A 22,013-nucleotide genomic window follows, 5' to 3' on the forward strand; every position below is an offset into this window, starting at 1 on the left:
CACGGAAAGTGTCGGCTCGGTTACACAGAGCGTGATACCACTTGTCGAATGTTTACCGGAATCACCTCCGTGCTGGTCGCCGCCCTGTTGCCGGCGCCCGCCGGAGTGGCCGCCACCACGGACACGGTCCGGCACGGCGCGATCCGGCATGACGCGGCCCGGCATCGCGCAGCCCAGCACCATGTGGCCCGGCATGACGCGGTGCGGCACCGCGCGGTCGTCTCGGCGGACCCGGTGGACACCACCCCCCACGTGCTCGACGGGATCGTCAACGCCTTCGCGCTGGTGGGCGGCACGGTGGTGGTGGGCGGCTCGTTCGGCGCGGTGCGCGAGGCCGGGAGCACCCGGGTGCTGGCACGGTCCGGCCTGTTCGCCTACGAGCAGGCCACCGGCCGCGTCCTCCCCGGCTTCGCGCCGCACCTGGACGGCCCGGTCCTGGCCCTGGCCGCCGGTGCCCACGGCACGGTCTACGTGGGCGGGCGGTTCTCGGCGGCCGGTGACGCACGGGCGCTGGGCCTGGCACTGCTGCGGCTCTCCGACGGCTCGCAGGTGACCGGCTTCGACCCGCGTGTCCGGGGCGGGGCTGTCACCAGCCTGGCGAGGCGCGGCCGGCAGCTGTACGCCGGTGGCGACTTCACGTGGGTCGGCGGCGTCCGCCGTACCGCGCTGGCCAGGGTCGACGCCGTCACCGGCGCGGTCGACCCGCGCTTCGCGATCAGGCCGGGTGCGCCGAGGGGCGGCCGGACGCGGGTGCACGCGATCTCACTGAGCCGCGACCGGCTGGCGGTCGACGGCGACTTCACCACCCTCGACGGGTTGTCCCGGCCCCAGCTCGGGCTGGTCGACGTGGCCGCCGCGCCGGCGCGGGTCGCCCCCTGGCGGACACGCGCCTACCGGGGCAGATGCCGCGACGACTTCCCCAGTTACGTGCGCGGGCTCGACTTCGCACCCGGCGGCGGCTACTTCGTGGTGGTCACCACGGGCGGCGGAGTCGGCGCGCACACGACGTGCGACACCGCCGCGCGCTTCGAGACGTACGCCTCCGGGGAGGTCTCGCCCACCTGGGTGAACCACACGGGGGGCGACTCGCTCTACTCGGTGGCGGTGACCGGGGCCGCGGTCTACGTGGGTGGGCACCAGCGCTGGCTGGACAACCCGCGCGGTCGCGACTCGGCGGGGCCCGGGGCGGTGGAGCGTCCCGGGATCGGCGCGATCCACCCCCGCACCGGCCGGGCCCTGGGCTGGAATCCCACCAGGGAGCGCGGAATCGGCGTCAAGGCATTCCTCGCGCACCGGGGCGGTTTACTGGTTGGTAGTGACACAACGCGGCTTGGTCACGAGTACCATGCCCGAGTCGGCATGTTCCCGTTGTCGATCACTCCCGATTCTTAGCGATTCGCTCGCTCACGGCGTCTCTCTGTTTCGAGAGCAGGACGTAACTGGCCACACCGCTGACCAGGAATGCGGCGACCAGCAGGATCAGCGGGTGACGCAGGCCGAGGAGATAGAGCACGCCCAGGCTCACGGCCAGCAGGCCGAGCCGGGAGGCGGTGTAAACGACGACGGGATGCACACTGTCGAGGCTACGTCACTCCGCCCGCTCAGGCACGCCCGGTGCGGGCCGGACGGTGCCCTTCGCATCGGGTGCGGGCGCTGCTAGTCTTCACAAGAGATCAGTTTTGTAAAGAAACACCCACGAGAGTCCCAAAGAGGCTCTATCATATAACAATCGGGCAGGCAGTCGATAACAACCCGTGATCTTTGTTGAAAACCACGGATAAATCAGGCTTCGCTCGGCACACTGGTTACCTGTCCGCCCGCTGGCAGGAAGCGGGATGCGAGGGGGAGAGATTGTGGAGAGTAGCAGCGAGCGTCTGCTGACGCCCGGAGAGGTTGCCGCCCTCTTCCGGGTCGACCCAAAAACGGTTACACGCTGGGCCGCGGCAGGCCGCATCAGCAGCATCCGTACCCCCGGAGGGCACCGGCGGTTCCGCGAGTCGGAAGTGCACGCCCTTCTGCGCGGAGAGGACGTCTTGACGGCCGAACGGCCGGCAGGCGAGTCCCCGCGCGTCTGACGACTTATGACGTCACACCATCGGTGATCCTGCGTGCCTTACCCGGAGCCGCAGGGTCACCGTGGAGTCGTACGGGACGTCGCAGACACTAGGTGTCCTGCTCTTCCTTGAAAGCCAGGAACTCCTTCTCCAGTTCGTCGTTGCCCTCCAGCCAGCGCCGCCGCCGCTCCGCCCACTCCTCCTCAGTGATCGACTCGGCCAGCCAGCGGTCGTAGCCGGGATCGCCGGGGCGGATCTCCACGTAGGCGTTGCCGATCAGACGCCCGTCATCGCTGGACACGGTCTGCGGCACCCGCAGAGTCCCGTCAGCGAGCCGGATGACGTACATCCCAGATCACCTAGATTCCGTAGCGCCGGTTGAAGAACAACATCACGTTGAGCGCCATCCGCGTGTCACCGCCCAGCATGTCGACCAGCGCGGGACGCTGCCGGGAGACGATGGCCGCGAAGGCGTCGGCGAAGAACTCCTTGCGTCCCAGGTCCCCCGGCTGCAGGTGGAATCCGGAGGCCAGCTTGGGGACGCACTGCTCGTAGAGCGCCGCGAACTCCGGCGAGTCGGAGACCCAGCCGTCATGCGGGGCGTCGACGTCGTCGAGGGCGTGCCCCACCTCGTGCATCATCACGTCCGGTGTGGGCGAGGGACGATCACCCACCACGATCTTGCGGTCGCCGTACGCACCGGCGCAGACGTCCCACGTCGCCCGGCCCGAGGGCAGCGGCGCACCACGCAGGTAGCCCATGTCGTCGAGGTCGGGCACCCCGCCCGCGCCGACGTAGATGCCGTCGAGCCCCTCGGCGAGTTTCGCCTTCAACCCGTCGGGAAGCCTGGCGAGGCTTTCCACGGCCCGCACGGTCTCCGGGGGAGGCGTCTCCCGCCGGGAGTCCCACTGGCGGTGCAGGATCCGCTCCAGGGGGCCGCAGTGCCGCAGGCCGTCGCCCAGGTCAGGGGTGTCGGGCGAGTTCGGCTGGGCCCTGGGCCGCTCGTCGTCCAGCTCGAAGTCCCGCCAGGTGTACTGCGGGCGGTCGGTCACGGGAGCGGTGACCGCACCCGCGCGCTGCTCGGGGCGCTCGAACCCGCGCGGGACCTCACGCTCGCGGAGGGCTTCGCGCTCGCGGCGGATCTCGCGGTCGCGGAAGGTCTCACGTTCGCGGGGGGTCTCACCGTCACGCAGGGCCGCGCGGTCACGTAGGGTCTCACGGTCACGGAGGGCCTCACGGTCACTGAACGGCTCGCGTTCTCCGGAGGCGTCACGCGGCGACTCCCTGACCGTCTTCTCCGCGCGCGGGGTCGCACCTCGCTGCCACCACCGCCGTCGATGGCGACCCTTGTCTCCCGAATGTGCCATCGCACCCCCTGGGGAAGCGGCAACGGTCTCTACCGTACGACGTGGATCTTCACCAGTCACCCGGAACGGAGGGCTGACCGCACCTGGTCCCGCGATGGCTTACAGTTCGGGCATGCCCCTGCTTGTCGGTCTGGCGCTGCTCGCCTTCTGGCTCTACTGCTTGTTCGATGCCATCACCACACCGGACGAGGAAACGAGAAACCTGCCCAAGCTCCTCTGGGTGCTGATCGTGGTGCTGCTGGTCCCCGTCGGAGGAGCGTTCTGGCTGCTGCTGGGCCGCCCGTCCGGTCCCCGCCGCCCCGGTTCGCTGTTCTCCGACGACGGGCTGTCGCGGCCCGAGGCTCCCCGGGGCCCCGACGACGACCCGGAGTTCCTCAAGGAGCTCGACCGGCGCCTGCGCGACGAAGACTGACGCGGGCGGCCGGGCCGGCCCGCGGAGGCCCCGGCCCGCCGGCCGGTCTCCTCCGCCAGGCCGCTGTCCTCCCGGAGGATCAGCCGGGAACCTCGGCGTAGGAGTGCAGGCCGCCCAGGAAGATGTTCACCCCGACGAGGTTGAACAGCAGGCACGCGAAGGCGACGAGCTGCACGATCATCGCGGCCCGGCCCTTCCAGCCCGCGGTCGCCCGGGCGTGCAGGTAGGCGGCGTAGGCGATCCAGGTGATGAACGCCCAGACCTCCTTGGGGTCCCAGCCCCAGTAGCGGCCCCACGCCTTGTCGGCCCAGAGCGCGCCGGCGATGACGGCGAAGGTCCAGATCGGGAAGCCGATCACGATGGCCCGGTGCGCGACCCGCTCCAGATCCTGCCGGGACGGCAGGCGGACCGAGGTGTCCTTGCGGACCAGGTAGAGAACGCCGGAGACGCCGGCCACGATGAACAGCCCGCTGGCGATGATCGCCGCCGACACGTGGATCGCGACCCAGTAGGAGTTCAGCGCGGGCACCACCGGCCCGGCCTGCACATGCAGGTACCGCACGGCGAAACCGAGCCCCAGCGCGGAGGCGACCATCACGAAGGCGCCGAGGAAGCGGATCCGGTAGCGGAGCTGCATGAACAGGAACGCGCTCACCGCCGCCAGGCACATCGCGACCACGAACTCGTACATGTTGCCCCACGGCCAGCGGCCCACCGCCAGTCCCCGGGTCAGCACCGACCCGAGGTTGGCGGCCCAGCCGAGCCAGCTCAGCACGACCCCCGCCGGTCCGGCCCACACCGCCCACACCGGAGGCGCCGCCCCGGCGGCCTCCTCCGTGCTCCGGTCCGCGGCGTCCGGGTCCGTCCCGGAGGCGGATGCCGGGGAGGCACCTGCGCCGACCGCGGCGAGCGCGGGCACGGGCCGCGTCCGCGTCCGGGCTCGGGCTCGGGGCCGGCCGAAGGCCAGGTCGAGTGCATAGCCGACCATCGCGAAGACGTAGAGCAGGACCGTCGCCAGGATGAGCTGGTCGCTCAGCGTGGCGAGGCTCGGGTTGACCTCAGCGGGCATCCTTCACTCCTGGGTTCAAAGCGGAGACGATCCCGGCGAACTCCTCGCTGAAATCGCCGCCTTCGGTACGCGTGAGGCCGCCCACCTCAACCTGCCGGAGGGCGCCTTCGGGGCGGCCGTCCTCCGCGGCCGGGCCGCCGGGCTCGTCGGCCGCGTCACGGATGCGCACCCAGACCCGGCGGCGGTGGACGGTCAGGCTCAGCACGAGCCCGACGACGGCCACGACCGAGGCCACCAGCGCGGGCATCCGGCCCGGGTCGTAGGCGATCTGCAGGGCGATCCACTCCCTGACACCGGTGAACTCGATCGAGCCCGCCCCGCCCGGCAGGTCGAGCTTCTTGCCCACCGCCAGCGGATCGGCCTTCATGACCAGCGGCTTCATCTTCTTCAGACGCTCGGGGTCGATCTCGTAGACCGACTGCGGACGCCCGTCGTCCAGGCCCAGGTCACCGGCGAACGCCCCGTACACCTGGGCGGTCGGGTTAGCGGCGCCGGGGAAGACCGAGACCCACTCGTCGCCCGCCGGGACGGTCGTCGGCAGGAACCCGACCAGCAGGCCGAGCTGCTCCGGCCGGGCGTCCGGCACCTTGATCACACATTCGGAGGTGAAGGTGGCGGGCTGGACGACCAGGCAGGGAACCGGCCCGTCGAAGGCGACCTGACCGCTACCATCAGTGATCTTGAAGGTTGGCGCGTAGCCGTGGTCGATCAGGTAGGTCAGCGTGCCGTCGACGTCCAGCGGCTCGTTGACCTTGAGCACGTAGTCACGCTCGGCCGCCCCGGGCGCGTCGACGACCTTCAGCGCGGCCTCGAAGTCGAGTGGCTGGCCGGTCTTCTCACCCTGCGCGATGTAGGTGGCCCGGAAGTCCTCGACGGTGAAGGAGAACGGTTTCAGGGACTCGGCGCTGACCTGCTGGCCGGGCATGTAGCGGTCGTAGGCGGCGACCGTGTTGGCGAACCCCTCGCCTTCGACGACCAGCACGTTGCCGCGGTAGCCGTACAGCGCGCCCATCCCGATCGCGACGAGCAGCCCGACCAGGGCGACGTGGAAGAGCAGGTTGCCGGTCTCGCGCAGGTATCCCTTCTCGGCGGCGACCCAGCCGGGGCCCGTGGTCACCCGGAACCGTTTCGCGCGCAGCCGGGCGGCGACGGCCTCGACGGTGAGATCGGCGGCGAAGGAGGCGTGCTGCGGCAGCCTGGACAGGTTGCGAGGCGCCGCGGGCGGCTTCCTGCGCAGCTCACGCAGGTGGGCCGTGGTGCGGGGCAGCACACAGCCGATCAGCGACACGAACAGCAGAAGGTAGATCGCGGCGAACCAGGGCGCCTTGAAGACGTCGAACAGCCAGAACCTGTCCAGCCACTCGGCGAGCTGCGGGCTGTCGGTGAAGTACTGGGCGACCTTGGCGTCGGAGACGCCGCGCTGCGGCCAGATCGAGCCCGGGATCGACGCCAGGGCGAACAGGAACAGCAGGATGAGCGCGGTCCGCATCGAGGTGAGCGTCCGCCAGAACCAGCGTGCCCAGCCGACCGTCCCGAGCCCGACCGGCCCGGTCCCGGCGGAGGCGGGCTCGGTGGAGGCGGGCCCGGTGGGATCGGTTGTCGGGGAGTCGGTCGCCATGGAATCGGTCGCCATGGAGTCGGTCGCGGCGGGGGCGGTGCCGGTGGAATCGGGGCCGGACCTGGTGGAGGCGGGCCCGGTGGAGGCGGCCTGCGCCTGGTCGGCGGGATCGGTGGGTCCGGCCAGATCGGTCACCCGGCCGCGCCCCGGACGGCCGGTCGTCGCATCGGGATCGGCTCCGCTCACCGCTCGCTCCCTCCCACCTGGTTCGGCGTGTCCATCAGATCACCGGCTCGAATCCGCCGATCCACCCCTGCATCCCCGCGACGAGCTGTGCCCAGAGCCCGGTGACGAGCAACACGCCGACGGCGACCAGCATGACGCCGCCGATCCGGGTGATCAGCTGCGAGTGCCGGCGCACCGCCTTGAACGTCCGCAACGCCCTGCTGTAGGCCATCCCCGCCGCCACGAACGGCAGCCCGAGGCCGAGCGCGTACGCGAACGCGAGCAGCGCTCCGCGTCCGGCGCTGCCCTCGTTGAGGCCCAGGGTGAGGACGACCCCGAGCGTGGGCCCGATGCAAGGGGTCCAGCCGAGGCCGAACACCAGACCGAGCAGCGGTGCCCCCGCCAGACCCGCGGCCGGGGCCCGGTGGATGCGGAAGTCGCGCTGCAACCCCGGGACGACGCCCATGAAGGCCAGCCCCAGCACGATCGTGAGCGCACCCAGCACCCGCGTGATGAGCTCGGCGTTGCCGAACAGCGCCGCGCCGAGCCCCCCGAACAGCGCGCCGCCGGCCACGAACACGACGGCGAAGCCCAGCACGAACAGCACGGTGCCGAGCACCATGCGTCCCCGCCGGGGGTCGGCGCTCATCCCGGTCACGTACGACAGGTAGCCGGGGACCAGAGGCAGCACGCAGGGCGACAGGAACGACACCAGGCCCGCCGCGACCGCGATCGGCAGCGCCAGCGCCAGCGACCCGCTCGCGACGGTGCCCGCCAGGTCGGCGCTCACCGCCGGCCTGCCGTCGCCCGGAGCCGCGGCGAGCGGCGTCCGGAGAAGCGGCGTCCGGAGAAGCGGCGTCCGGAGACGCACCGTCCGGAGAGCCGATGCCCGGAGAGGCGATGCTTGGAGAGGCGGCGTCCCGTCATTTCTCGCCACCGACCTTGGTGACGGCGTCGAGGAGGTCGGGATACTTGACCGCGCCGAGGGCCCGCGCGGCGATCCGCCCCTGCCGGTCGATGATCAGGGTCGACGGGATGGCGGCCGGGGGAACCGTGCCCTGGAAGGAGAGCGCGACCCTGCCCGGCTGGTCGAAGATGCTGGGGTAGCCGGGGGCCTGGCTGCGTTCGAATGCGAGCGCGTCGGCCTTGCGGTCCTTGAAGTCGATGCCGAGGAACTCCACCCCGTCGGCCTTGGTCTTGGCCGCGACCTCCTTGAGCACCGGCGCCTCCGCCCGGCACGGTGCGCACCAGGACGCCCAGAAGTTCAGCACCACGACCTTGCCCTTGTGCGCGGCGAGCGTCGCGGTGCCGCCGTCGAGGGTCTCGCCCTCCACCGCGGGGGCGGGTACGCGGTCGGCGGCCTGGAACAGGGTGATCCTGCCGTCGCCCGCGATGAACCGGGTGTCGCCGGTCTGCGGCTGCGACCCCGGGGCTCCGGCGCACCCGGCCACGGCGACGAGCAGCACGGAGGCCGCTGCGAGGAACTTTGCGCGCATGGGTGGCAGGATCTCTCTGTACTACAACCGGTAGAGCAGTCACTCTACCGGCGGGATCAGGCGCCCGGCACAGTGGGGCGTTTGACGAGTGCGGCCGCGGGCTCGCTGTACCCGACGCTGACCAACCGGCTGCCCTCGAAGCAGAAGCTGGTGAGACTGGCGAGGCCGCACTGCCTGCGCCGGGGGTCGTGCGGCAGGCGCCTGCCCTCGGCCGCCAGGCGGATGGTCCAGATCGGCAACTGGTGGCTGACCAGGATCGCCTCGTGCCCGCGCGCCGCGTCGCGGGCGGCGACGACCGCGGCCCGCATCCGCCGGACCAGGTGGTTGTAGGGCTCCCCCCAGGAAGGGCGGAGCGGGTTCCACAGGTAGCGGTACAGGCGCGGGTTGCGGAACACCCCGTCGCCGCCGCCGACCGGCAGTCCCTCGAAGATGTTCTGGGCCTCGATGAGGCGCTCGTCGAGCGTGACCTCCAGGCCGAAGGTCTCCGCCAGCGGGGCGGCGGTCTCCTGGGCCCGCTCCAGCGGTGAGGAGAACAACGCGGTCACGTCGCGTCCGGCGACCGACTTGGCGACTGTCTTGGCCATCAGCCTGCCGTTCTCGGACAGGTGATAGTCGGGCAGCCTGCCGTACAGGACGTTGGCGGGGTTGTGCACCTCCCCGTGACGCAGGAGGTGGACGACGGTGGTCTCAGCCATGGTGTCGTCAGCCTACCGACTGGTACGGGAAACGGTGCAGGCGGTCCTCTTTGCCCCAGCCCTTCCTGATCCGGCGTGGAGGATTTGGATCTTGCCGCGGGAGGATCCCGGGGAAAAGGTACGCCTCATGAGTTCATTAGCCCTAGCACTCGCCCTGGCCTCGGCCGTCGCCCACGCCTCGTGGAACCTGATGAGCAAGCAGGCGGCCCATGCCGACGACGTCGTCTTCGTCTGGCTGGTGGTCACCGCGTCCACGGTGCTGTGGGCCCCGGTCGCGGCCGGTTACCTGCTTCTCGGCGGCACCTTCCCCACCCCGGCCGGCCTCGCGGCGATCGCCGGGAGCACCGCTGTCCACGTCGTCTACTTCATGCTGTTGCAACGCGGCTACCGCCACGGCGACCTGTCGATGGTCTACCCGATCGCCCGGGGCACCGGGCCGCTGCTGGCCAGTCTGGTGGCGGTCGTGTTGCTGGGTGAGCGGCCGGGCCCGGCCGGGGTGGCGGGCATCCTGCTGGTCGGGACGGGCGTCTTCCTGCTCGGCGCGACCCGCCGGCCCACCCGCCGGGACCTGACCGGGATCGGGTTCGGGTTCGCCGTCGGGGTGTGCATAGCGGCCTACACCGTGTGGGACAAGCAGGCCGTCAGCGCCTTCGGGGTGGCGCCGCTCATGCTCAACTACCTCGGCGAGCTGGGCCGTTCCGTCGTCATGACCCCGGCGGTGCTCACCACCCGACGCCGCGGCCTGATCACGCCGACCTGGCGGGAACACCGGGTGCGGGTGCTGGGTGCGGCCGTGCTCGGCCCGTTCTCCTACCTGCTGATGCTGATCGCCTTCACCTTCTCGCCGATCAGCTCGGTGGCTCCGGTACGCGAGATCAGCGTGCTCATCGCGGTGGTGCTCGGCGGCAGGCTCCTGGCCGAGGGCGACCTTCCCCGCCGCCTGCTGGCCGCCGGGGTCATCGTCGCCGGTGTGGTGACGATCGCCCTGAACTGACCGCGACCGCCGCCCGAGCCTACGGGCGGGCCGGGACGACCGGCTCATGAGCGGGCCGGGACCTCCGTACGGAGCCCCGGCACCCGGGTGGACCGAGGCGGCCGTACGGAGCCCACGGCACATGGGCGGACCGAGGCGGCCGTACGGAGCTCCGGCTCAGCGGACCGCCAGATCCGGGGTGGGGGACGGCAGGTCCGGGGTGGAGGACGGCAGACCGGCGGCGATCGTCTTCAGCGCGTCGACCGCGGCGCGGATGGCCGGACGGCGAGCCGCGTCGCTGCGCCAGATCGCGTAGAGCTTGCGGGTGGGACGCGGCCTGATCGGGACGGCCCGCACATCCGCCGGGAGGGGGCCGCGGCCCAGACGGGGGATGATGGCGCACCCCTGACCGGCCGCGACGAGGGCCATCTGCGTCGGGTACTCGTCGGCCATGCAGGCGATCTCCGGCTCCAGCTCGGCCGAGCGCAGCGTGTAGACCAGCCAGTCATGGCAGACCGTGCCGGGCGAGGAGCTGATCCACCGTTCCCCCGACAGCTCGGCCAGCTCGACCTCGGGCCGACCGGCCAGCGGGTGGGAGGCGGGCAGGACCACGTCGGCGATGTCGTCGAGCAACTGTGCCCGGGAGAGCCCCTCGGGGATGGACATGGGACGGTTCATCCAGTCCTGGACCACCGCGAGGTCGAGCTCACCGCGGATCACCTCGCGGACCTGCCGTTCCGGTTCCCGTTCCATGAGCTGCAGGTGCAGGTCGGGGTGGCGGTCTCTCAACAGGGTCAACGCGCCGGGGAGCAGGCCCCGGGCCGCCGTCGGGAAGGCGCCGATGCTCAGCCGCCCCACGACCTCGCCGCGCAACGCCTCGAAGTCGGCCTCGGCGGTCTCGACCAGCGCGAGGATGCGTCCGGCGTGGTCGGCCAGGAGCCCGGCGGCGTCGGTCAGCCGCACACCGCGGCCGTTGCGCTCCAGCAGCGTCGCGCCGATCTCGCGTTCCAGCTTGGCGAGCTGCTGGGAGACCGCCGACGGGGTCACCATGAGCGCTTCGGCCGCCGCGCCGACCGAACCGTAGACGGAGACCGCGTGCAGGGCCTTCAACCGGTTCAGATCCAACATGTAAGCAAGTCTAAACTAATATCTCCAGGAAATCTAATTTGTACTGAAATAAGATGGCAAACAAGGATAGACGCATGCGTACCCGGCACCTCCTGCTCGCCATCGGCCTGGCCGCCGTGTGGGGCTTCAACTTCGTCGTCATGGAGGTCGGGCTTCAGCACTTCCCTCCGCTGTTCTACGTGGCGCTCCGCTTCCTGGTGGCCGCCTTCCCCGCGCTGCTGTTCGTCGGCGGCCCCGGCGTGCCCTGGCGGAACGTGCTGGCCGCCGCGGCCACCCTGGGCTGCGGCCAGTACGCCCTGCTGCTGCTGGGCATGCGGGCGGGCATGCCCGCCGGGCTCACCTCGCTCGTCATCCAGGTGCAGGCGGTCTTCACCGTGATCATGGCGGTCTTCCTGCTGGGGGAACGGATCACCGCCCGCCGGGTCACCGGCATGACGGTGGCGTTCGCCGGACTCGCGCTGGTCGCCGTCGACCTGGGCACCGGCGGTCCCGTCGGGGCGTTCCTGCTGGTCGTCGGCGCGGCGCTGCTGTGGGGCATGGGCAACATCGCGGTCAGGAAGGCCGCCCCGCCCGACTCCTTCCGCTTCATGGTCTGGCTCAGCGCGGTCTCGGCCCTCCCCATGCTGGCCCTGTCCCTGGCGGTGGAGGGGGTCCCCGACCTGGAGTTCTCGGTGGCGGGCAGCCTGTCGGTGCTCTACGTGGCGCTGATCTCCACGCTCGGCGGCTTCGGCGTCTGGGGCTTCCTGCTCCAGCGCTACGACGCCTCACTGGTCGCCCCGTACTCGCTGCTCGTGCCGGTGTTCGGGATGTCCTCGGCCGCCCTGTTCACCGGCGAGCCGACCTCCCCGCTCAAGCTCGTCGCCGCCCTGCTGATCCTCTCCGGCGTCCTGTACGCGGGGACCCGCCCGCGCCGCGCTCCGGCGCCCTTCTCGCCTTCCCCGGACGCGTCCCAGGAGAACGCGGCGCGGGAAACGGAGAAGATCTAGGCGATCACCCAGGGTGGCGGGGAGGATGTCGTGGTGACCGACATACGTGCCGCGTTCGACCATTGGCCGTCACCACCTCCCCGGGGATGGGCCGCCGACGACCTTGATCACCTTCCGGCCGAGGGACCCGGCGGCGAACCAGGCTTCTTCGAGCACGTCGAGCTGATCGACGGAGCCCTCGTCTTCACGGCTCCCCAGACGCGCTTCCACGAGCGCGTGGTGTTCGGTCTCCGGGTCGTCCTGAACGCTCAGGTTCCTGAAGATCTGGCGGCGGTCACCCAGATGGACGTCAAGCTCGGACACCGGATGCGTCCCTGCCCCGACGTGCTGGTCGTCGACGCGGCGGCGGTCGAGGACGACGAGCGGACCTTCTACGTCCCCACCGAGGTGCGTCTCGCCGTCGAAGTGGTCTCCCCCGAGTCCGAGGACCGCGACCGCAAGACCAAGCCGTCCCGGTACGCCGAGGCGGGTATCGCGCATTTCTGGCGGGTGGAGAACAACGGCGGATCCCCCGTCGTCTACGTCTACGAACTCGACCCCGCCACCGGTGTGTACGCCCTCACCGGCATCCACCACGACCGGCTGACCATCCCCGTCCCGTTCCCGATCGACATCGACCTCACCGCCCTGCCCCGGTAGGCGTCCGGGACGGGGCGGGGTCAGCCCAGGTCGTCGAACTCGCCGCGCTTCACACCGCCGACGAAGGCGCTCCACACGTCCGGGGAGAAGATCAGTCTGGGGCCGCCGGGGTCCTTGGAGTCACGGACGGCCACCACACCCGGCAGATTGCCGGCCACTTCGACGCAGTTGTTGCCGCTACCGCTCCGGCTGCTCTTGCGCCAGACGGCGTTCTCCAGATCAGTCATAGGACAGCTGTTCCTTCGCCTCGGCAATCAGTTTCATGGACGCCTCCGGGGACAAAGCCGCATCACGGATGCGTACAAATGCCATTTTATAGCGATCTACTTGATCCGAGCTCTCAACGTATACGTCACCAGCCGTACCTTCTACGTAGGCGACATCGGGATCGACCTCTTCCGCAAAGGACAGAACGGTGAAGGCCCCTTCCAGCCCAGCATGCGCTCCCACTCTGTAGGGCAGGACCCGGATCGTCACGTTGGGGCGCCGAGCAGCGATCAGCAGGGCCGTCAATTGATCGCGCATCAATTCGGATCCGCCGATCGGACGGCGGATCACTCCTTCGTCCAGTACCGCATGGAGTTCCGGCGCATCGGGCCGGTTGAGCAGTGTGCGCCGTGCCATTCGAGCCATGACCCGCCGGTGCACGTCCTCGACGTCACACGACGCGAGCCTCCCAGCAGTGATCACTGTGCGGGCGTAATCCTCGGTCTGCAGTAGCCCCGGAACGAGTTGCACCTCCCACTGACAGATCAGGGCCGCTTCATCCTCCAAACCGATGTAGGAGCCGGTGAACACGTCGGCGTAGGCGGTCCACCATCCTCTCTGACGTACCTCCTTCGCGAGTTGGACCAACCCTGCGCGGACCGAGGAGCCGGCACCGTACAGGTCGCAAGCACTGGCGACGTCGGTGGAGCTTGCACGTGTACGCCCCGTCTCGATCCGGCTCACCTTGCTGCGGCTCCAGCCGAGCCGCGCTGCGGCCTCTTCCGGGCTCAGTCCGCTTTTCTCTCGCATCTTGCGTAGCTCACGGGCCAGACGTCGCAGCCTGACAGTCGGGCTGTATGTCGGTGACATGTGCCCAGTGTGGCGGAACCGCGATTCTCTCGCTCCAGGGATACCCAGATTAATTAAGAACTGCACAGTGCATTGACAGAATGCACCGCTCGGGAACATCATTGCACAGTCGTCACTCTCCGTGCCCACCCATAGCTGACGGTGATGTCTGAAATGCCGCAAAAATTTCTTTTTCTCCGTCTTCGCGGCCTGAAGCTATTCACCGACGCTCACGGGCGCGCGGAATGATGCCACGTCCTGGAAGGAAAGAAACGCTATGAGCCTTCATGACCCACAAAGGAAATTTCCGCCCCGCTGGCCGGGACAGAATCCGGCGGGGCCCGGAACGAACTCCTCGGCGGTGCTCGCGTGAGCGCGTACGGGCAGGGTGGGCAGGCCGTCTGCCGGTACGAACACCAGCGGGCCGCCTCCGCGCGCTGGGCCACGCTCCGCCCCCTCGGCCATGCCGAGTTCCCCGCGACCCCCTGCACGGTGGCGGCCGTCCGCGCCTGGGCCCGTCACCTGCTCGCCGGACGGACCCCCGGCCCCGTCCTCGACGACGTGACGCTGCTGCTCAGCGAGGTCGTCACCAACGCCGTCGTCCACTCCGACTCCGGGCGGACCCCCGGCGGGTCGGTGACCGTCTGCCTGGGCCTGGGCGGCGGCATGGTCCACGCCGAGGTCATCGACGACGGATCGCCCGGCAGCATCCCCTTCCTCCGCGCGACCGGAGCCGACAGCGAGAGCGGACGCGGCCTGCACCTGGTCGAGGCGATCGCCGCCCGATGGGGTGCCCACCACGGCGTCGGCACGGGCAACGCGGTCTGGTTCCGGGTGGCCGGCCTCCGGACGGCATGACGGTACAGCTCAGGCACGACGGGCGGCAGGAACGGACTGCGGAAGACGGACACGGACCCGGGACCCGGGACACCGGACACAGACACGGAACACCGGACACGGAACCCTTCCGGAGACCCGGCCGACGCGTCAACCGCCGGGATCCTCCTCGCCCTCCGCGGAGGACCCCGACAGACGCCCGAGCCACCCCGAAGGAGCCCGGGAGGCGGTCAGGACGCCTGGGCGGCGGCCTTGGCGGCGGCGGGCAGGGCCTCGGCGATGCGCGACAGGGCCTCGTCATCGTGGGCGGCCGACAGGAACCACGCCTCGTAGGCCGACGGCGGCAGGTAGACGCCCTGGTCGAGCATGGAGTGGAAGAACGCCCGGTAGGCGGCGGTGTTCTGCGTCTGGGCGACGGCGAAGTCGGTGACCCGCTCCTCGGTGAAGAAGATGGAGAACAGGCTCCCGGCACGCTGCAGGCGGTGCGGCACCCCGGCGGCGGCCAGCGCGTCGGCGGCGGCGCGGCCGATGACCAGGGCGGCGGCGTCGATCCGGTCGTAGACGCCCTCGTCGCAGGCGCGCAGCGTGGCCAGACCGGCGGCGCAGGCCAGCGGGTTCCCCGACAGGGTGCCCGCCTGGTAGACCGGCCCCTCGGGGGCGAGGTGGGCCATGATGTCGGCGCGACCGCCGAACGCGGCGGCGGGCAGGCCGCCGCCCATGACCTTGCCGAAGGTCATCAGGTCGGCGTCGACCGGATCGAGGCCGTACCACCCGGCCTCCGACACCCGGAAGCCGGTCAGCACCTCGTCGATGATCAGCAAGGCGCCGTGCGCGGTGCAGAGCTCACGGAGCTTGGCGTTGAACCCCTCCAGCGGCGGGACGACGCCCATGTTGGCCGGGCACGCCTCGGTGATCACGCACGCGATGTCGGAGCCGAACGTCTGGAACGCCTCGGTGACCGCCTCGACCGAGTTGTACGGCAGGACCACCGTGTCGGCGGCGGCGGCGCCGGTCACGCCGGGGGTGTCGGGAAGCCCGAAGGTCACCACACCGGAGCCGGCCGAGGCGAGCAGGGCGTCCACGTGGCCGTGGTAGCAGCCGGCGAACTTGACGACCTTGGAGCGGCCGGTGAAGCCGCGGGCCAGGCGCACCGCGGACATGGTGGCCTCGGTGCCGGAGCTGACCAGGCGGACCTTCTCCACCGGCTCGACCCGGGCGACGATCTCCTCGGCGAGCTCGACCTCGCCGGGCGTCGCCGTACCGAAGGAGGTGCCGTCGCGCAGCGCCTCCTGAAGCGCCTCGATCACGGCGGGGTGCCGGTGCCCCAGGATCATCGGCCCCCAGGAGCAGACCAGGTCGACGTAGCGGTTGCCGTCGACGTCGGTGATGTACGGGCCCTGGCCGGAGGCCATGAAACGCGGCGTGCCGCCTACGGCGCCGAAGGCGCGGACGGGGGAGTTGACGCCTCCCGGGACGATCTCACGGGCGCGGGCGAACAGACCCTCGGAGTTCTCAGTACGGCTCACGTCCCCAAGCGTAGTCACGGGGACGGGCGCCTCGGCCCCCGGCGGCGACGCCGCATGTCAGGGGTCGGCTCTCTCATGTGGTGAAGGCCGCCATGACGGCCCCTGACCGGTGCCCATCCGCCTGGGCGGGCACCCGCATGAGAGGATCTCGCATGTCGTGCCGCGGCCGTCGACGGCCGCACGCGCCGGAGGTCCAGCCGGCCCCGGCGGCTACTCGCAGGCGTCGGCGAGACGGTCGAGGACGCGGAGCGGGTCGGGCAACGGCCGGCCGTCCGGGGGGCGGAGCCAGGTGGCGGAGCCGCCGCCGGGCAGGAGCGAGGGCGGGGCGAGGACGTAGCTGTCACGGCAGTGCCAGCGCAGCCCCGGCATCTCCTCGATCGTGGCCGGGCCGAAGTCGAGAGCGCAGGACCACCACTCGTCCTCGTCCTCGGCCGTGTTGCGGGTGGCCACATAGAACAGGACCCGGTCGCCGTTGTCGGCGACCGGGCCCGGTGTCACTCCCGCGGAGTCCATGGCGGCGAGGGCGGCTCGCCCCGCGGCGGCGGGTACGTCGAAGACGTCGAAGACCCGGCCGGTGGGCAGGATCACGCTCGCCTCGGGCTCGTGCTGCCACCACAGGGTGAGGAGGGCGGGGTCGGTGGTCGCCTGCATCTGCCAGGCCCGCGAGAGCGGGTGCGCACCCGCGTCGGGACAGCCGACGCGGTCGCAGGAGCAGGCACGGGAACCGCCTTTCAGCGGCCGGGCGCCGGGGCAGCTCGCCCAGCCCAGGGCCGCGTACTGGAGCACCGAACCGATCGCCTGTTTCGGATGCGCACGCCGCCTGCTGCGTCGAACCAGCGGTACCCCCACCATCGTGTCCTCCGTCATTCGCGCATCCCGGGTGCCAACCGGATACGAAGACATGCCCACACCATGGTCAGCGGAGATGTCAAAACCCCCAGGGTCTCGTCACCTGGGACACATCCGCACCGGTCCTCGCACTCTAACGCACGGCGTTCGCCACCAAGCGGCAAACCCCCGGTTCCCGGCGCGTTCCTCGCTTCTCACCCGAGCCGGGTCGCCACCTCGGTCGCCCAGTAGGTCAGGATCATGTCGGCCCCGGCCCGGCGGATCGCGACCAGCGACTCCATGATCACCCGCTCCCGGTCGAGCCAGCCGTTCGCGGCGGCCGCCTCGATCATGGCGTACTCTCCGCTGACCTGGTACGCCGCCACCGGCACGTCGACGGCGTCGCGCACCTGGCGCAGGATGTCGAGATAGGCCATGGCCGGTTTCACCATGACGGCGTCGGCACCCTCCGCCAGGTCCAGCCGCACCTCGCGCAGCGCCTCGCCGACCGGGCCCGCCGGGTCCTGCTGGTAGGCGTTGCGGTCGCCGAACTGGGGTGCGCACTCGGCCGCCTCGCGGAACGGGCCGTAGAAACCGGAGGCGTACTTGGCGGAGTAGGCCAGGATCGGGACCTGCTCGAAGCCGTCGGCGTCCAGCGCGGCGCGGATGGCGGCCACCTGGCCGTCCATCATGCCGCTGGGTGCGATGACCTGGGAGCCGGCGCGGGCCTGGGCCACCGCAGCGGCGGCGTAACGCTCCAGGGTGGCGTCGTTGTCGACCTCGCCGCCGGGGGTCAGGATTCCGCAGTGCCCGTGGTCGGTGAACTCGTCCAGGCAGGTGTCGGTCATCACCACCATCGCGTCGCCCACGTCGGAGACCAGGTCGGCGACGGCCCGCTGGACGATCCCGTCGGGGTCGTCGGCCGCCGACCCGCGGGCGTCCTTCACCGCGGGGATCCCGAACAGTATCAACCCGCCGACCCCGGCCTCGGCCGCGTCGTGGGCGGCCTTGCGCAGCGAGTCGCGGGTGTGCTGGAGGACCCCGGGCATCGAGCCGATCGGGTTCGGCTCGTCGATGCCCTCCTTCACGAACACGGGCAGCACCAGTTCGGCCGGGTGCAGCCGGGTGCCGGCGACCATCCGGCGCATGGGTGCGGTGCGGCGGAGCCTGCGCGGGCGCGCGGCAGGGAACTGGGCCGTCATGATGTCTCCCCTTTCCCCCGGCCGGGGGAACCGCGGGCCGGAGGAGCTCGGTGTCCGTTCTGGTGCGCCGCCGGTCGTGGCGCGCAGCCTCACCGGGCCCGCCCGTCGTCCGGCCCCGGCGCCACCCACAAGGTTACTTGGCGCGGCGCCGGGCCCCCCGCCGGGTCTGGGAGGGCCTGCGGGGGGCGTCTCCGGCCGTGACGGCCGCCTGGCGCTGCTTGGCACCGTACTCCGCGAGCGCCGCCGCGAGGGCGGAAACCGATGGCTTGTCGGCCATCACGTCGACACGGAGGCCGAACTCCTCGGCCGTCTTGGCGGTCTGCGGGCCGATGACCGCGATCACGGTGACGTTGTGCGGCTTTCCAGCGATGCCGACCAGGTTGCGGACGGTGCTCGAGGAGGTGAAGAGCACCGCGTCGAACCCACCGCCCTTGATCGCCTCACGGATCGGGGCGGGCGGCGGCGCGGCGCGGACCGTGCGGTAGGCGGTCACGTCGTCGCACTCCCAGCCGAGCTCGGTCAGCCCGGCGACCAGCGTCTCGGTCGCAATGTCGGCGCGCGGCAACAGCACCCGGTTGATCGGGTCGAGCATCGAGTCGTACGGAGGCCACTCGGCCAGCAGGCCCTCCGACGACTGCTCGCCTGACGGCATCAGGTCGGGCTTGACGCCGAAGTTGATCAGCGCCTGCGCGGTGGCCTCACCCACCGCGGCGACCTTGAGCCCGGCGAAGGCACGGGCGTCCAGGCCGTACTCCTCGAACTTCTCCCGTACGGCCTTGACCGCGTTGGCGCTGGTGAACGCCACCCACTCGTAGCGGCCGGTGACCAGGCCCTTGATCGCCCGGTCCATCTGCTGCGGGGTGCGGGGCGGCTCGACGGAGATCGTGGGGACCTCCTCCGGCACCGCGCCGTAAGAACGCAGCTGCTCGACCAGGGCGGCCGACTGCTCCTTGGTCCGCGGCACGAGCACCCGCCAGCCGAACAGCGGCTTGGTCTCGAACCACGACAACCGGTCACGCATGCCGACGGCCTCGCCGACCACGATGAGCGCGGGCTCGGTCATCCCGGCGTGCTTGAGGTCCGGCGCGATACGGCTCAGCGTGGTCACCACGGTGTGCTGCTCGGTGGTGGTGCCCGCGCTGCTCACCGCGACCGGTGTGGAGTCGGGGCGGCCCGCCGCGACCAGCGCCTTGCCGATCGCCACGGCCTCAGCGACACCGTTGTAGATCACCAGGGTGCCCGCCCCGGCCGCGTACGCGGACCAGTCGTCGACCTGCGTGGCGTCCACGACGCGGAACTCCGGGACCGACACCGCGGCGGGGATCCCGGCGTAGGCGAGCACCGCCGTCGCCGGAGGGACACCGGGGACGATCTCGAAGTCCACCTCCGCCTTGGCGCAGGCCGCGACCTCCTCGGTGATCGAGGAGAAGAACATCGGGTCGCCCGCGCACAGCCGCACGACACCGCCGCCGTCCTTGGCGGTCCTGACGGCGCGCACGGCGACGGCGCCCTCCTCCGCGGCGTCGACCACCTCGACGTCCCGACGGCAGTGCAGGAGCAGCGAGCCGTACGCCTCCCGGTCGAGGACGACGAGGTCGGCCTTGGAAAGCAGGTCGGCGCCGCGGAGCGTGAGCAGTCCCGCGTCACCGGGGCCCGCGCCGACGAAGGCGACGAACCCGGACGGATGCTCGAAGGTGGTGCTTCCGGAGCTCAATGTGCTCGCTCCCCCATCAACGTGCCGGCTCCCTCGGCGATCATCTCGGCCGCGAGGTCGCGGCCGAGATCCGTGGGCGCCGAGGAGGCGCCGGCGGTGGACTTGCGCACCGCCCGACTGCCGTCGACGGCGACGACAGCGGCGGTCAGAATCAGTTCTCGCCCGTGGTCGGCCGAGTAGGCGCCGACCGGAGCCGCGCACCCCGCCTCCAGGGCGTTGAGCACCGCGCGCTCGGCGGTGACCGCGGCGCGGGTGCGGGGGTCGTCGAGGACGCTCAGCAGTTCCACCAGGTCGGCCCGGTCGGCCCGGCACTCCACGGCGAGCGCCCCCTGACCGGGGGCGGGAAGCATCTCGTCGACCTCGAAGATCTGCGCGATCTCGGACTGGCGGCCCAGCCGGCGGAGCCCGGCGGCGGCCAGCACGACTGCCTGGAGTTCCCCGGAGACGACCTTGCCGATGCGGGTGTCGGCGTTACCGCGGATCGGGACGTACTCCAGATCGGGGCGGAGCATCCGCAGCTGGGCGATCCGGCGGGGAGAGCCCGTGCCGACCTTCGCCCCGGGCGGAAGATCGGCCAGCTTCGCGGCGCCGACCAGGGCGTCCCTGGGGTCGTCGCGCGGGGGGATCGCCGCGACGACCACGCGCGGGTCGGGCGTGGTGGGCAGGTCCTTCAGCGAGTGGACCGCGAAGTCGATCTCGCCCTCGATGAGCTTGTCGCGCAGCGCGCTGACGAAGACGCCGGTCCCGCCGAGCTGCGTGAGGTCGGACTTGGTCACGTCACCGAAGGTGGTGACGCCCACCATCTCGACGGCCGTGCCGGTCAGCTCGGTGAGCATGTCGGCGACCAGGCCCGACTGGGTCGTCGCCAGGAGACTGCGCCGGGTGCCCAGTCTGAGCGGAGGAGGAACGCTGCTCACAACCCTGCCTCCTTCTTGCCCGGCCCGCTCTTCTCGATGCGGCGCACCGCGTCGGGAACCTTCGGGTCCAGATTGAACAACTCGCGCAGTGCTTCCGCATAATGATCGCCTGCCGGCGACTCGGCCAGCTGCTTGACACGCACGGTCGGCTCGTGGAGCAGCTTGTCGACCACGCGCCTGACGGTCTGGGTGACCTCGTCGCGCATCCGCCCGTCGAGCTCGGGGACCCGCGCCGTGAGCCGGCCCAGCTCCGCCTCGACCACCTGCGCCGCCTTGCTCCGCAGCGCGACCACGGTCGGCGTGACCCGGGCCGCCCGCTCGGCCGACAGGTAGGCGGTGACCTCCTCGGCGACGATCCCACGCACGGCCGTGACCGCCTCGGCGCGCCCGCCGTCGTCGGTGCCGGCGTCGGCGTCCCCGTTCTGCATGGACTCCAGGTCGACCAGGGTCACGCCGGGCAGGTTCCGCACCGCCGGGTCGACGTCATGGGGCAACGCCAGGTCGAGCAGGAACATCTCACGCGGCGTCACCATGTCCGCCGTGATGACCACGTCCGTGGCACCGGTGCAGGAGACCACCAGGTCGGCCCGGGCCAGCTCGGCGGTCAGCTCGCCGAACTCGGCGGCCCGGCCGCCGACGGTCTGCGCCAGCCGCGCGGCGCGCTCGTAGGTGCGGTTGACCACGACGATGTCGGTGACGCCGGCGCGGTGCAGCGTCGCGGCGGACAGAGCGCTCATCGAACCGGCCCCGACGACCAGAGCGCGCCTGCCCTGGATCGGGCCGAGGACGCGTTCGGCAAGGGTGAGCCCCACCCCCACGAGGGAGGCGCCCGCCCGATCGATGCCCGTCTCGGTGTGCGCGCGCTTGCCGACCCGCAGCGACTGCTGGACGAGCTCGTTGAGCGTCGGGCCGAGTGTGCCCTCCTCCTGGGCGAGCTTGAGCGCCGAACGCACCTGGCCGAGGATCTGCCCCTCGCCCACCACCATCGAGTCGAGACCGGCGCACACCGAGAACAGGTGCTCGACCGCCCGGTCCTCGTAGTGGACGTAGAGGTGGGCGGCGAGCTGCTCCATGGGGACGCCGGAGTGCGTGCCGAGCAGCCGGGAGAGCGAGGTCACCGCGGCGTGGAAGCGGTCGACCTCGGCGTAGACCTCGACCCGGTTACAGGTCGAGACGACCATGGCCTCGGCGACGTGGAGGTCTCGCTGCACGTCGTGCAGGAGCTTGACCAGCGCGTCGCCGGAGACGGAGACGCGTTCCAGCAACGCCACCGGAGCCGTGCGGTGGCTGAGGCCGACGACGAGGACGCTCATCGGCCCTCCCCGATCCCG

At 71.2% G+C, this 22,013-nt stretch carries 24 protein-coding genes; 7 read left to right on the forward strand and 17 right to left on the reverse strand.

Translation table 11 applies throughout. The features are described 5' to 3' along the window. The first annotated feature begins 48 nt into the window (after nucleotides 1-48). The gene (locus F4562_RS14825) at nucleotides 49-1,392 is read left to right on the forward strand and encodes a hypothetical protein (protein ID WP_221206092.1); all 1,344 of its coding nucleotides are present in this window, start codon (nucleotides 49-51) and stop codon (nucleotides 1,390-1,392) included. Here F4562_RS14825 and F4562_RS14830 read toward each other — a convergent pair. Continuing rightward, complete coding sequence (locus F4562_RS14830) at nucleotides 1,376-1,573, reverse strand: DUF4229 domain-containing protein (protein ID WP_184537597.1); 198 nt, start codon at nucleotides 1,571-1,573, stop codon at nucleotides 1,376-1,378. The two genes, F4562_RS14825 and F4562_RS14830, sit on opposite strands and share 17 nt — an antisense overlap. A 262-nt stretch (nucleotides 1,574-1,835) precedes the next feature. Between F4562_RS14830 and F4562_RS14835 the strand changes: the two genes are divergently transcribed. Next, nucleotides 1,836-2,075 (forward strand): BldC family transcriptional regulator, encoded by a 240-nt coding sequence (locus F4562_RS14835; protein ID WP_012887349.1) that lies wholly within the window; start codon nucleotides 1,836-1,838, stop codon nucleotides 2,073-2,075. Nucleotides 2,076-2,163: 88 nt separating this feature from the next. Here the strand turns inward: F4562_RS14835 and F4562_RS14840 are convergent, their stop codons facing one another. Both F4562_RS14840 and F4562_RS14845 read right to left on the reverse strand, forming a co-directional pair. Continuing rightward, the gene (locus F4562_RS14840; protein WP_184537595.1) at nucleotides 2,164-2,403 is read right to left on the reverse strand and encodes a hypothetical protein; all 240 of its coding nucleotides are present in this window, start codon (nucleotides 2,401-2,403) and stop codon (nucleotides 2,164-2,166) included. A gap of 10 nt (nucleotides 2,404-2,413) precedes the next feature. Continuing rightward, the gene (locus F4562_RS14845; RefSeq protein ID WP_184537593.1) at nucleotides 2,414-3,421 is read right to left on the reverse strand and encodes a hypothetical protein; all 1,008 of its coding nucleotides are present in this window, start codon (nucleotides 3,419-3,421) and stop codon (nucleotides 2,414-2,416) included. A gap of 112 nt (nucleotides 3,422-3,533) precedes the next feature. Between F4562_RS14845 and F4562_RS14850 the strand changes: the two genes are divergently transcribed. Further along, nucleotides 3,534-3,833, forward strand: a complete 300-nt coding sequence (locus tag F4562_RS14850) for a PLDc N-terminal domain-containing protein (protein WP_375782451.1) — start codon at nucleotides 3,534-3,536, stop codon at nucleotides 3,831-3,833. Between the two features lie 79 nt (nucleotides 3,834-3,912). Here F4562_RS14850 and ccsA read toward each other — a convergent pair whose 3' ends face one another. The 5 genes from ccsA to F4562_RS14875 all read right to left on the reverse strand — a co-directional run bounded on the left by ccsA (nucleotide 3,913) and on the right by F4562_RS14875 (nucleotide 8,876). After that, nucleotides 3,913-4,902, reverse strand: a complete 990-nt coding sequence (ccsA, locus tag F4562_RS14855) for a cytochrome c biogenesis protein CcsA (protein WP_184537589.1) — start codon at nucleotides 4,900-4,902, stop codon at nucleotides 3,913-3,915. Beyond that, the gene (gene resB / locus F4562_RS14860) at nucleotides 4,892-6,706 is read right to left on the reverse strand and encodes a cytochrome c biogenesis protein ResB (protein WP_311733798.1); all 1,815 of its coding nucleotides are present in this window, start codon (nucleotides 6,704-6,706) and stop codon (nucleotides 4,892-4,894) included. Before resB ends, ccsA begins: the two co-directional genes overlap by 11 nt. Before the next feature lie 34 nt (nucleotides 6,707-6,740). Continuing rightward, complete coding sequence (locus F4562_RS14865; protein WP_184537587.1) at nucleotides 6,741-7,475, reverse strand: cytochrome c biogenesis CcdA family protein; 735 nt, start codon at nucleotides 7,473-7,475, stop codon at nucleotides 6,741-6,743. Nucleotides 7,476-7,608: 133 nt separating this feature from the next. Further along, on the reverse strand, nucleotides 7,609-8,181 hold the full coding sequence (locus F4562_RS14870) for a TlpA family protein disulfide reductase (RefSeq protein WP_184537585.1): 573 nt from the start codon (nucleotides 8,179-8,181) through the stop codon (nucleotides 7,609-7,611). Nucleotides 8,182-8,237: 56 nt separating this feature from the next. Continuing rightward, complete coding sequence (locus F4562_RS14875; RefSeq protein WP_184537583.1) at nucleotides 8,238-8,876, reverse strand: histidine phosphatase family protein; 639 nt, start codon at nucleotides 8,874-8,876, stop codon at nucleotides 8,238-8,240. A 127-nt stretch (nucleotides 8,877-9,003) separates the two neighbouring features. Between F4562_RS14875 and F4562_RS14880 the strand changes: the two genes are divergently transcribed. Further along, complete coding sequence (locus F4562_RS14880; protein WP_184537581.1) at nucleotides 9,004-9,870, forward strand: EamA family transporter; 867 nt, start codon at nucleotides 9,004-9,006, stop codon at nucleotides 9,868-9,870. Nucleotides 9,871-10,026: 156 nt separating this feature from the next. Here the strand turns inward: F4562_RS14880 and F4562_RS14885 are convergent, their stop codons facing one another. Continuing rightward, complete coding sequence (locus tag F4562_RS14885) at nucleotides 10,027-10,977, reverse strand: LysR family transcriptional regulator (RefSeq protein ID WP_184537579.1); 951 nt, start codon at nucleotides 10,975-10,977, stop codon at nucleotides 10,027-10,029. A gap of 74 nt (nucleotides 10,978-11,051) precedes the next feature. Here F4562_RS14885 and F4562_RS14890 point away from each other — a divergent pair, with 74 nt between their 5' ends. After that, a complete protein-coding gene (locus F4562_RS14890) occupies nucleotides 11,052-11,963 on the forward strand; it encodes an EamA family transporter (RefSeq protein ID WP_184537577.1) in 912 nt (303 codons plus the stop codon). A 33-nt stretch (nucleotides 11,964-11,996) separates the two neighbouring features. Continuing rightward, on the forward strand, nucleotides 11,997-12,602 hold the full coding sequence (locus tag F4562_RS14895; protein WP_184537575.1) for a Uma2 family endonuclease: 606 nt from the start codon (nucleotides 11,997-11,999) through the stop codon (nucleotides 12,600-12,602). Between the two features lie 20 nt (nucleotides 12,603-12,622). Here F4562_RS14895 and F4562_RS14900 read toward each other — a convergent pair whose 3' ends face one another. Further along, on the reverse strand, nucleotides 12,623-12,829 hold the full coding sequence (locus F4562_RS14900) for a DUF397 domain-containing protein (protein WP_184537573.1): 207 nt from the start codon (nucleotides 12,827-12,829) through the stop codon (nucleotides 12,623-12,625). Beyond that, a complete protein-coding gene (locus F4562_RS14905; RefSeq protein WP_184537571.1) occupies nucleotides 12,822-13,679 on the reverse strand; it encodes a helix-turn-helix domain-containing protein in 858 nt (285 codons plus the stop codon). Before F4562_RS14905 ends, F4562_RS14900 begins: the two co-directional genes overlap by 8 nt. Before the next feature lie 348 nt (nucleotides 13,680-14,027). On the opposite strand from F4562_RS14905, the gene F4562_RS35845 reads away from it, so the two are divergent. Continuing rightward, nucleotides 14,028-14,516 (forward strand): ATP-binding protein, encoded by a 489-nt coding sequence (locus F4562_RS35845; RefSeq protein ID WP_184537569.1) that lies wholly within the window; start codon nucleotides 14,028-14,030, stop codon nucleotides 14,514-14,516. Between the two features lie 209 nt (nucleotides 14,517-14,725). Here F4562_RS35845 and hemL read toward each other — a convergent pair whose 3' ends face one another. The 6 genes from hemL to F4562_RS14940 all read right to left on the reverse strand — a co-directional run bounded on the left by hemL (nucleotide 14,726) and on the right by F4562_RS14940 (nucleotide 21,995). Beyond that, complete coding sequence (gene hemL, locus F4562_RS14915; protein ID WP_184537568.1) at nucleotides 14,726-16,021, reverse strand: glutamate-1-semialdehyde 2,1-aminomutase; 1,296 nt, start codon at nucleotides 16,019-16,021, stop codon at nucleotides 14,726-14,728. A gap of 210 nt (nucleotides 16,022-16,231) precedes the next feature. After that, complete coding sequence (locus F4562_RS14920; RefSeq protein ID WP_184539466.1) at nucleotides 16,232-16,873, reverse strand: bifunctional DNA primase/polymerase; 642 nt, start codon at nucleotides 16,871-16,873, stop codon at nucleotides 16,232-16,234. A gap of 191 nt (nucleotides 16,874-17,064) precedes the next feature. After that, the gene (hemB, locus tag F4562_RS14925) at nucleotides 17,065-18,051 is read right to left on the reverse strand and encodes a porphobilinogen synthase (protein WP_184537566.1); all 987 of its coding nucleotides are present in this window, start codon (nucleotides 18,049-18,051) and stop codon (nucleotides 17,065-17,067) included. Nucleotides 18,052-18,184: 133 nt separating this feature from the next. Then, nucleotides 18,185-19,765 (reverse strand): bifunctional uroporphyrinogen-III C-methyltransferase/uroporphyrinogen-III synthase, encoded by a 1,581-nt coding sequence (locus F4562_RS14930; RefSeq protein ID WP_184537564.1) that lies wholly within the window; start codon nucleotides 19,763-19,765, stop codon nucleotides 18,185-18,187. Then, a complete protein-coding gene (gene hemC, locus F4562_RS14935) occupies nucleotides 19,762-20,682 on the reverse strand; it encodes a hydroxymethylbilane synthase (protein ID WP_184537562.1) in 921 nt (306 codons plus the stop codon). The genes F4562_RS14930 and hemC overlap by 4 nt, the downstream gene beginning before the upstream one ends. Further along, the gene (locus tag F4562_RS14940) at nucleotides 20,679-21,995 is read right to left on the reverse strand and encodes a glutamyl-tRNA reductase (RefSeq protein WP_184537560.1); all 1,317 of its coding nucleotides are present in this window, start codon (nucleotides 21,993-21,995) and stop codon (nucleotides 20,679-20,681) included. The genes hemC and F4562_RS14940 overlap by 4 nt, the downstream gene beginning before the upstream one ends. Nucleotides 21,996-22,013 lie beyond the last annotated feature (18 nt).

This window comes from Streptosporangium becharense, from assembly GCF_014204985.1.
Lineage (GTDB): Bacteria > Actinomycetota > Actinomycetes > Streptosporangiales > Streptosporangiaceae > Streptosporangium > Streptosporangium becharense.

Excerpts from the sequence above, each read along its gene's own strand:
- F4562_RS14850 (WP_375782451.1), top strand. The coding sequence starts at position 3,534 with ATGCCCCTGCTTGTCGGTCTGGCGCTGCTCGCCTTCTGGCTCTACTGC.
- F4562_RS14905 (WP_184537571.1), bottom strand. The coding sequence starts at position 13,679 with ATGTCACCGACATACAGCCCGACTGTCAGGCTGCGACGTCTGGCCCGT.
- F4562_RS14885 (WP_184537579.1), bottom strand. The coding sequence starts at position 10,977 with ATGTTGGATCTGAACCGGTTGAAGGCCCTGCACGCGGTCTCCGTCTAC.
- F4562_RS14825 (WP_221206092.1), top strand. The coding sequence starts at position 49 with ATGTTTACCGGAATCACCTCCGTGCTGGTCGCCGCCCTGTTGCCGGCG.
- F4562_RS14890 (WP_184537577.1), top strand. The coding sequence starts at position 11,052 with ATGCGTACCCGGCACCTCCTGCTCGCCATCGGCCTGGCCGCCGTGTGG.
- F4562_RS14835 (WP_012887349.1), top strand. The coding sequence starts at position 1,836 with ATGCGAGGGGGAGAGATTGTGGAGAGTAGCAGCGAGCGTCTGCTGACG.
- F4562_RS14875 (WP_184537583.1), bottom strand. The coding sequence starts at position 8,876 with ATGGCTGAGACCACCGTCGTCCACCTCCTGCGTCACGGGGAGGTGCAC.
- ccsA (WP_184537589.1), bottom strand. The coding sequence starts at position 4,902 with ATGCCCGCTGAGGTCAACCCGAGCCTCGCCACGCTGAGCGACCAGCTC.
- F4562_RS14940 (WP_184537560.1), bottom strand. The coding sequence starts at position 21,995 with ATGAGCGTCCTCGTCGTCGGCCTCAGCCACCGCACGGCTCCGGTGGCG.
- F4562_RS14900 (WP_184537573.1), bottom strand. The coding sequence starts at position 12,829 with ATGACTGATCTGGAGAACGCCGTCTGGCGCAAGAGCAGCCGGAGCGGT.
- F4562_RS14920 (WP_184539466.1), bottom strand. The coding sequence starts at position 16,873 with ATGGTGGGGGTACCGCTGGTTCGACGCAGCAGGCGGCGTGCGCATCCG.
- F4562_RS14880 (WP_184537581.1), top strand. The coding sequence starts at position 9,004 with ATGAGTTCATTAGCCCTAGCACTCGCCCTGGCCTCGGCCGTCGCCCAC.
- F4562_RS14870 (WP_184537585.1), bottom strand. The coding sequence starts at position 8,181 with ATGCGCGCAAAGTTCCTCGCAGCGGCCTCCGTGCTGCTCGTCGCCGTG.
- F4562_RS14845 (WP_184537593.1), bottom strand. The coding sequence starts at position 3,421 with ATGGCACATTCGGGAGACAAGGGTCGCCATCGACGGCGGTGGTGGCAG.
- F4562_RS14840 (WP_184537595.1), bottom strand. The coding sequence starts at position 2,403 with ATGTACGTCATCCGGCTCGCTGACGGGACTCTGCGGGTGCCGCAGACC.
- hemB (WP_184537566.1), bottom strand. The coding sequence starts at position 18,051 with ATGACGGCCCAGTTCCCTGCCGCGCGCCCGCGCAGGCTCCGCCGCACC.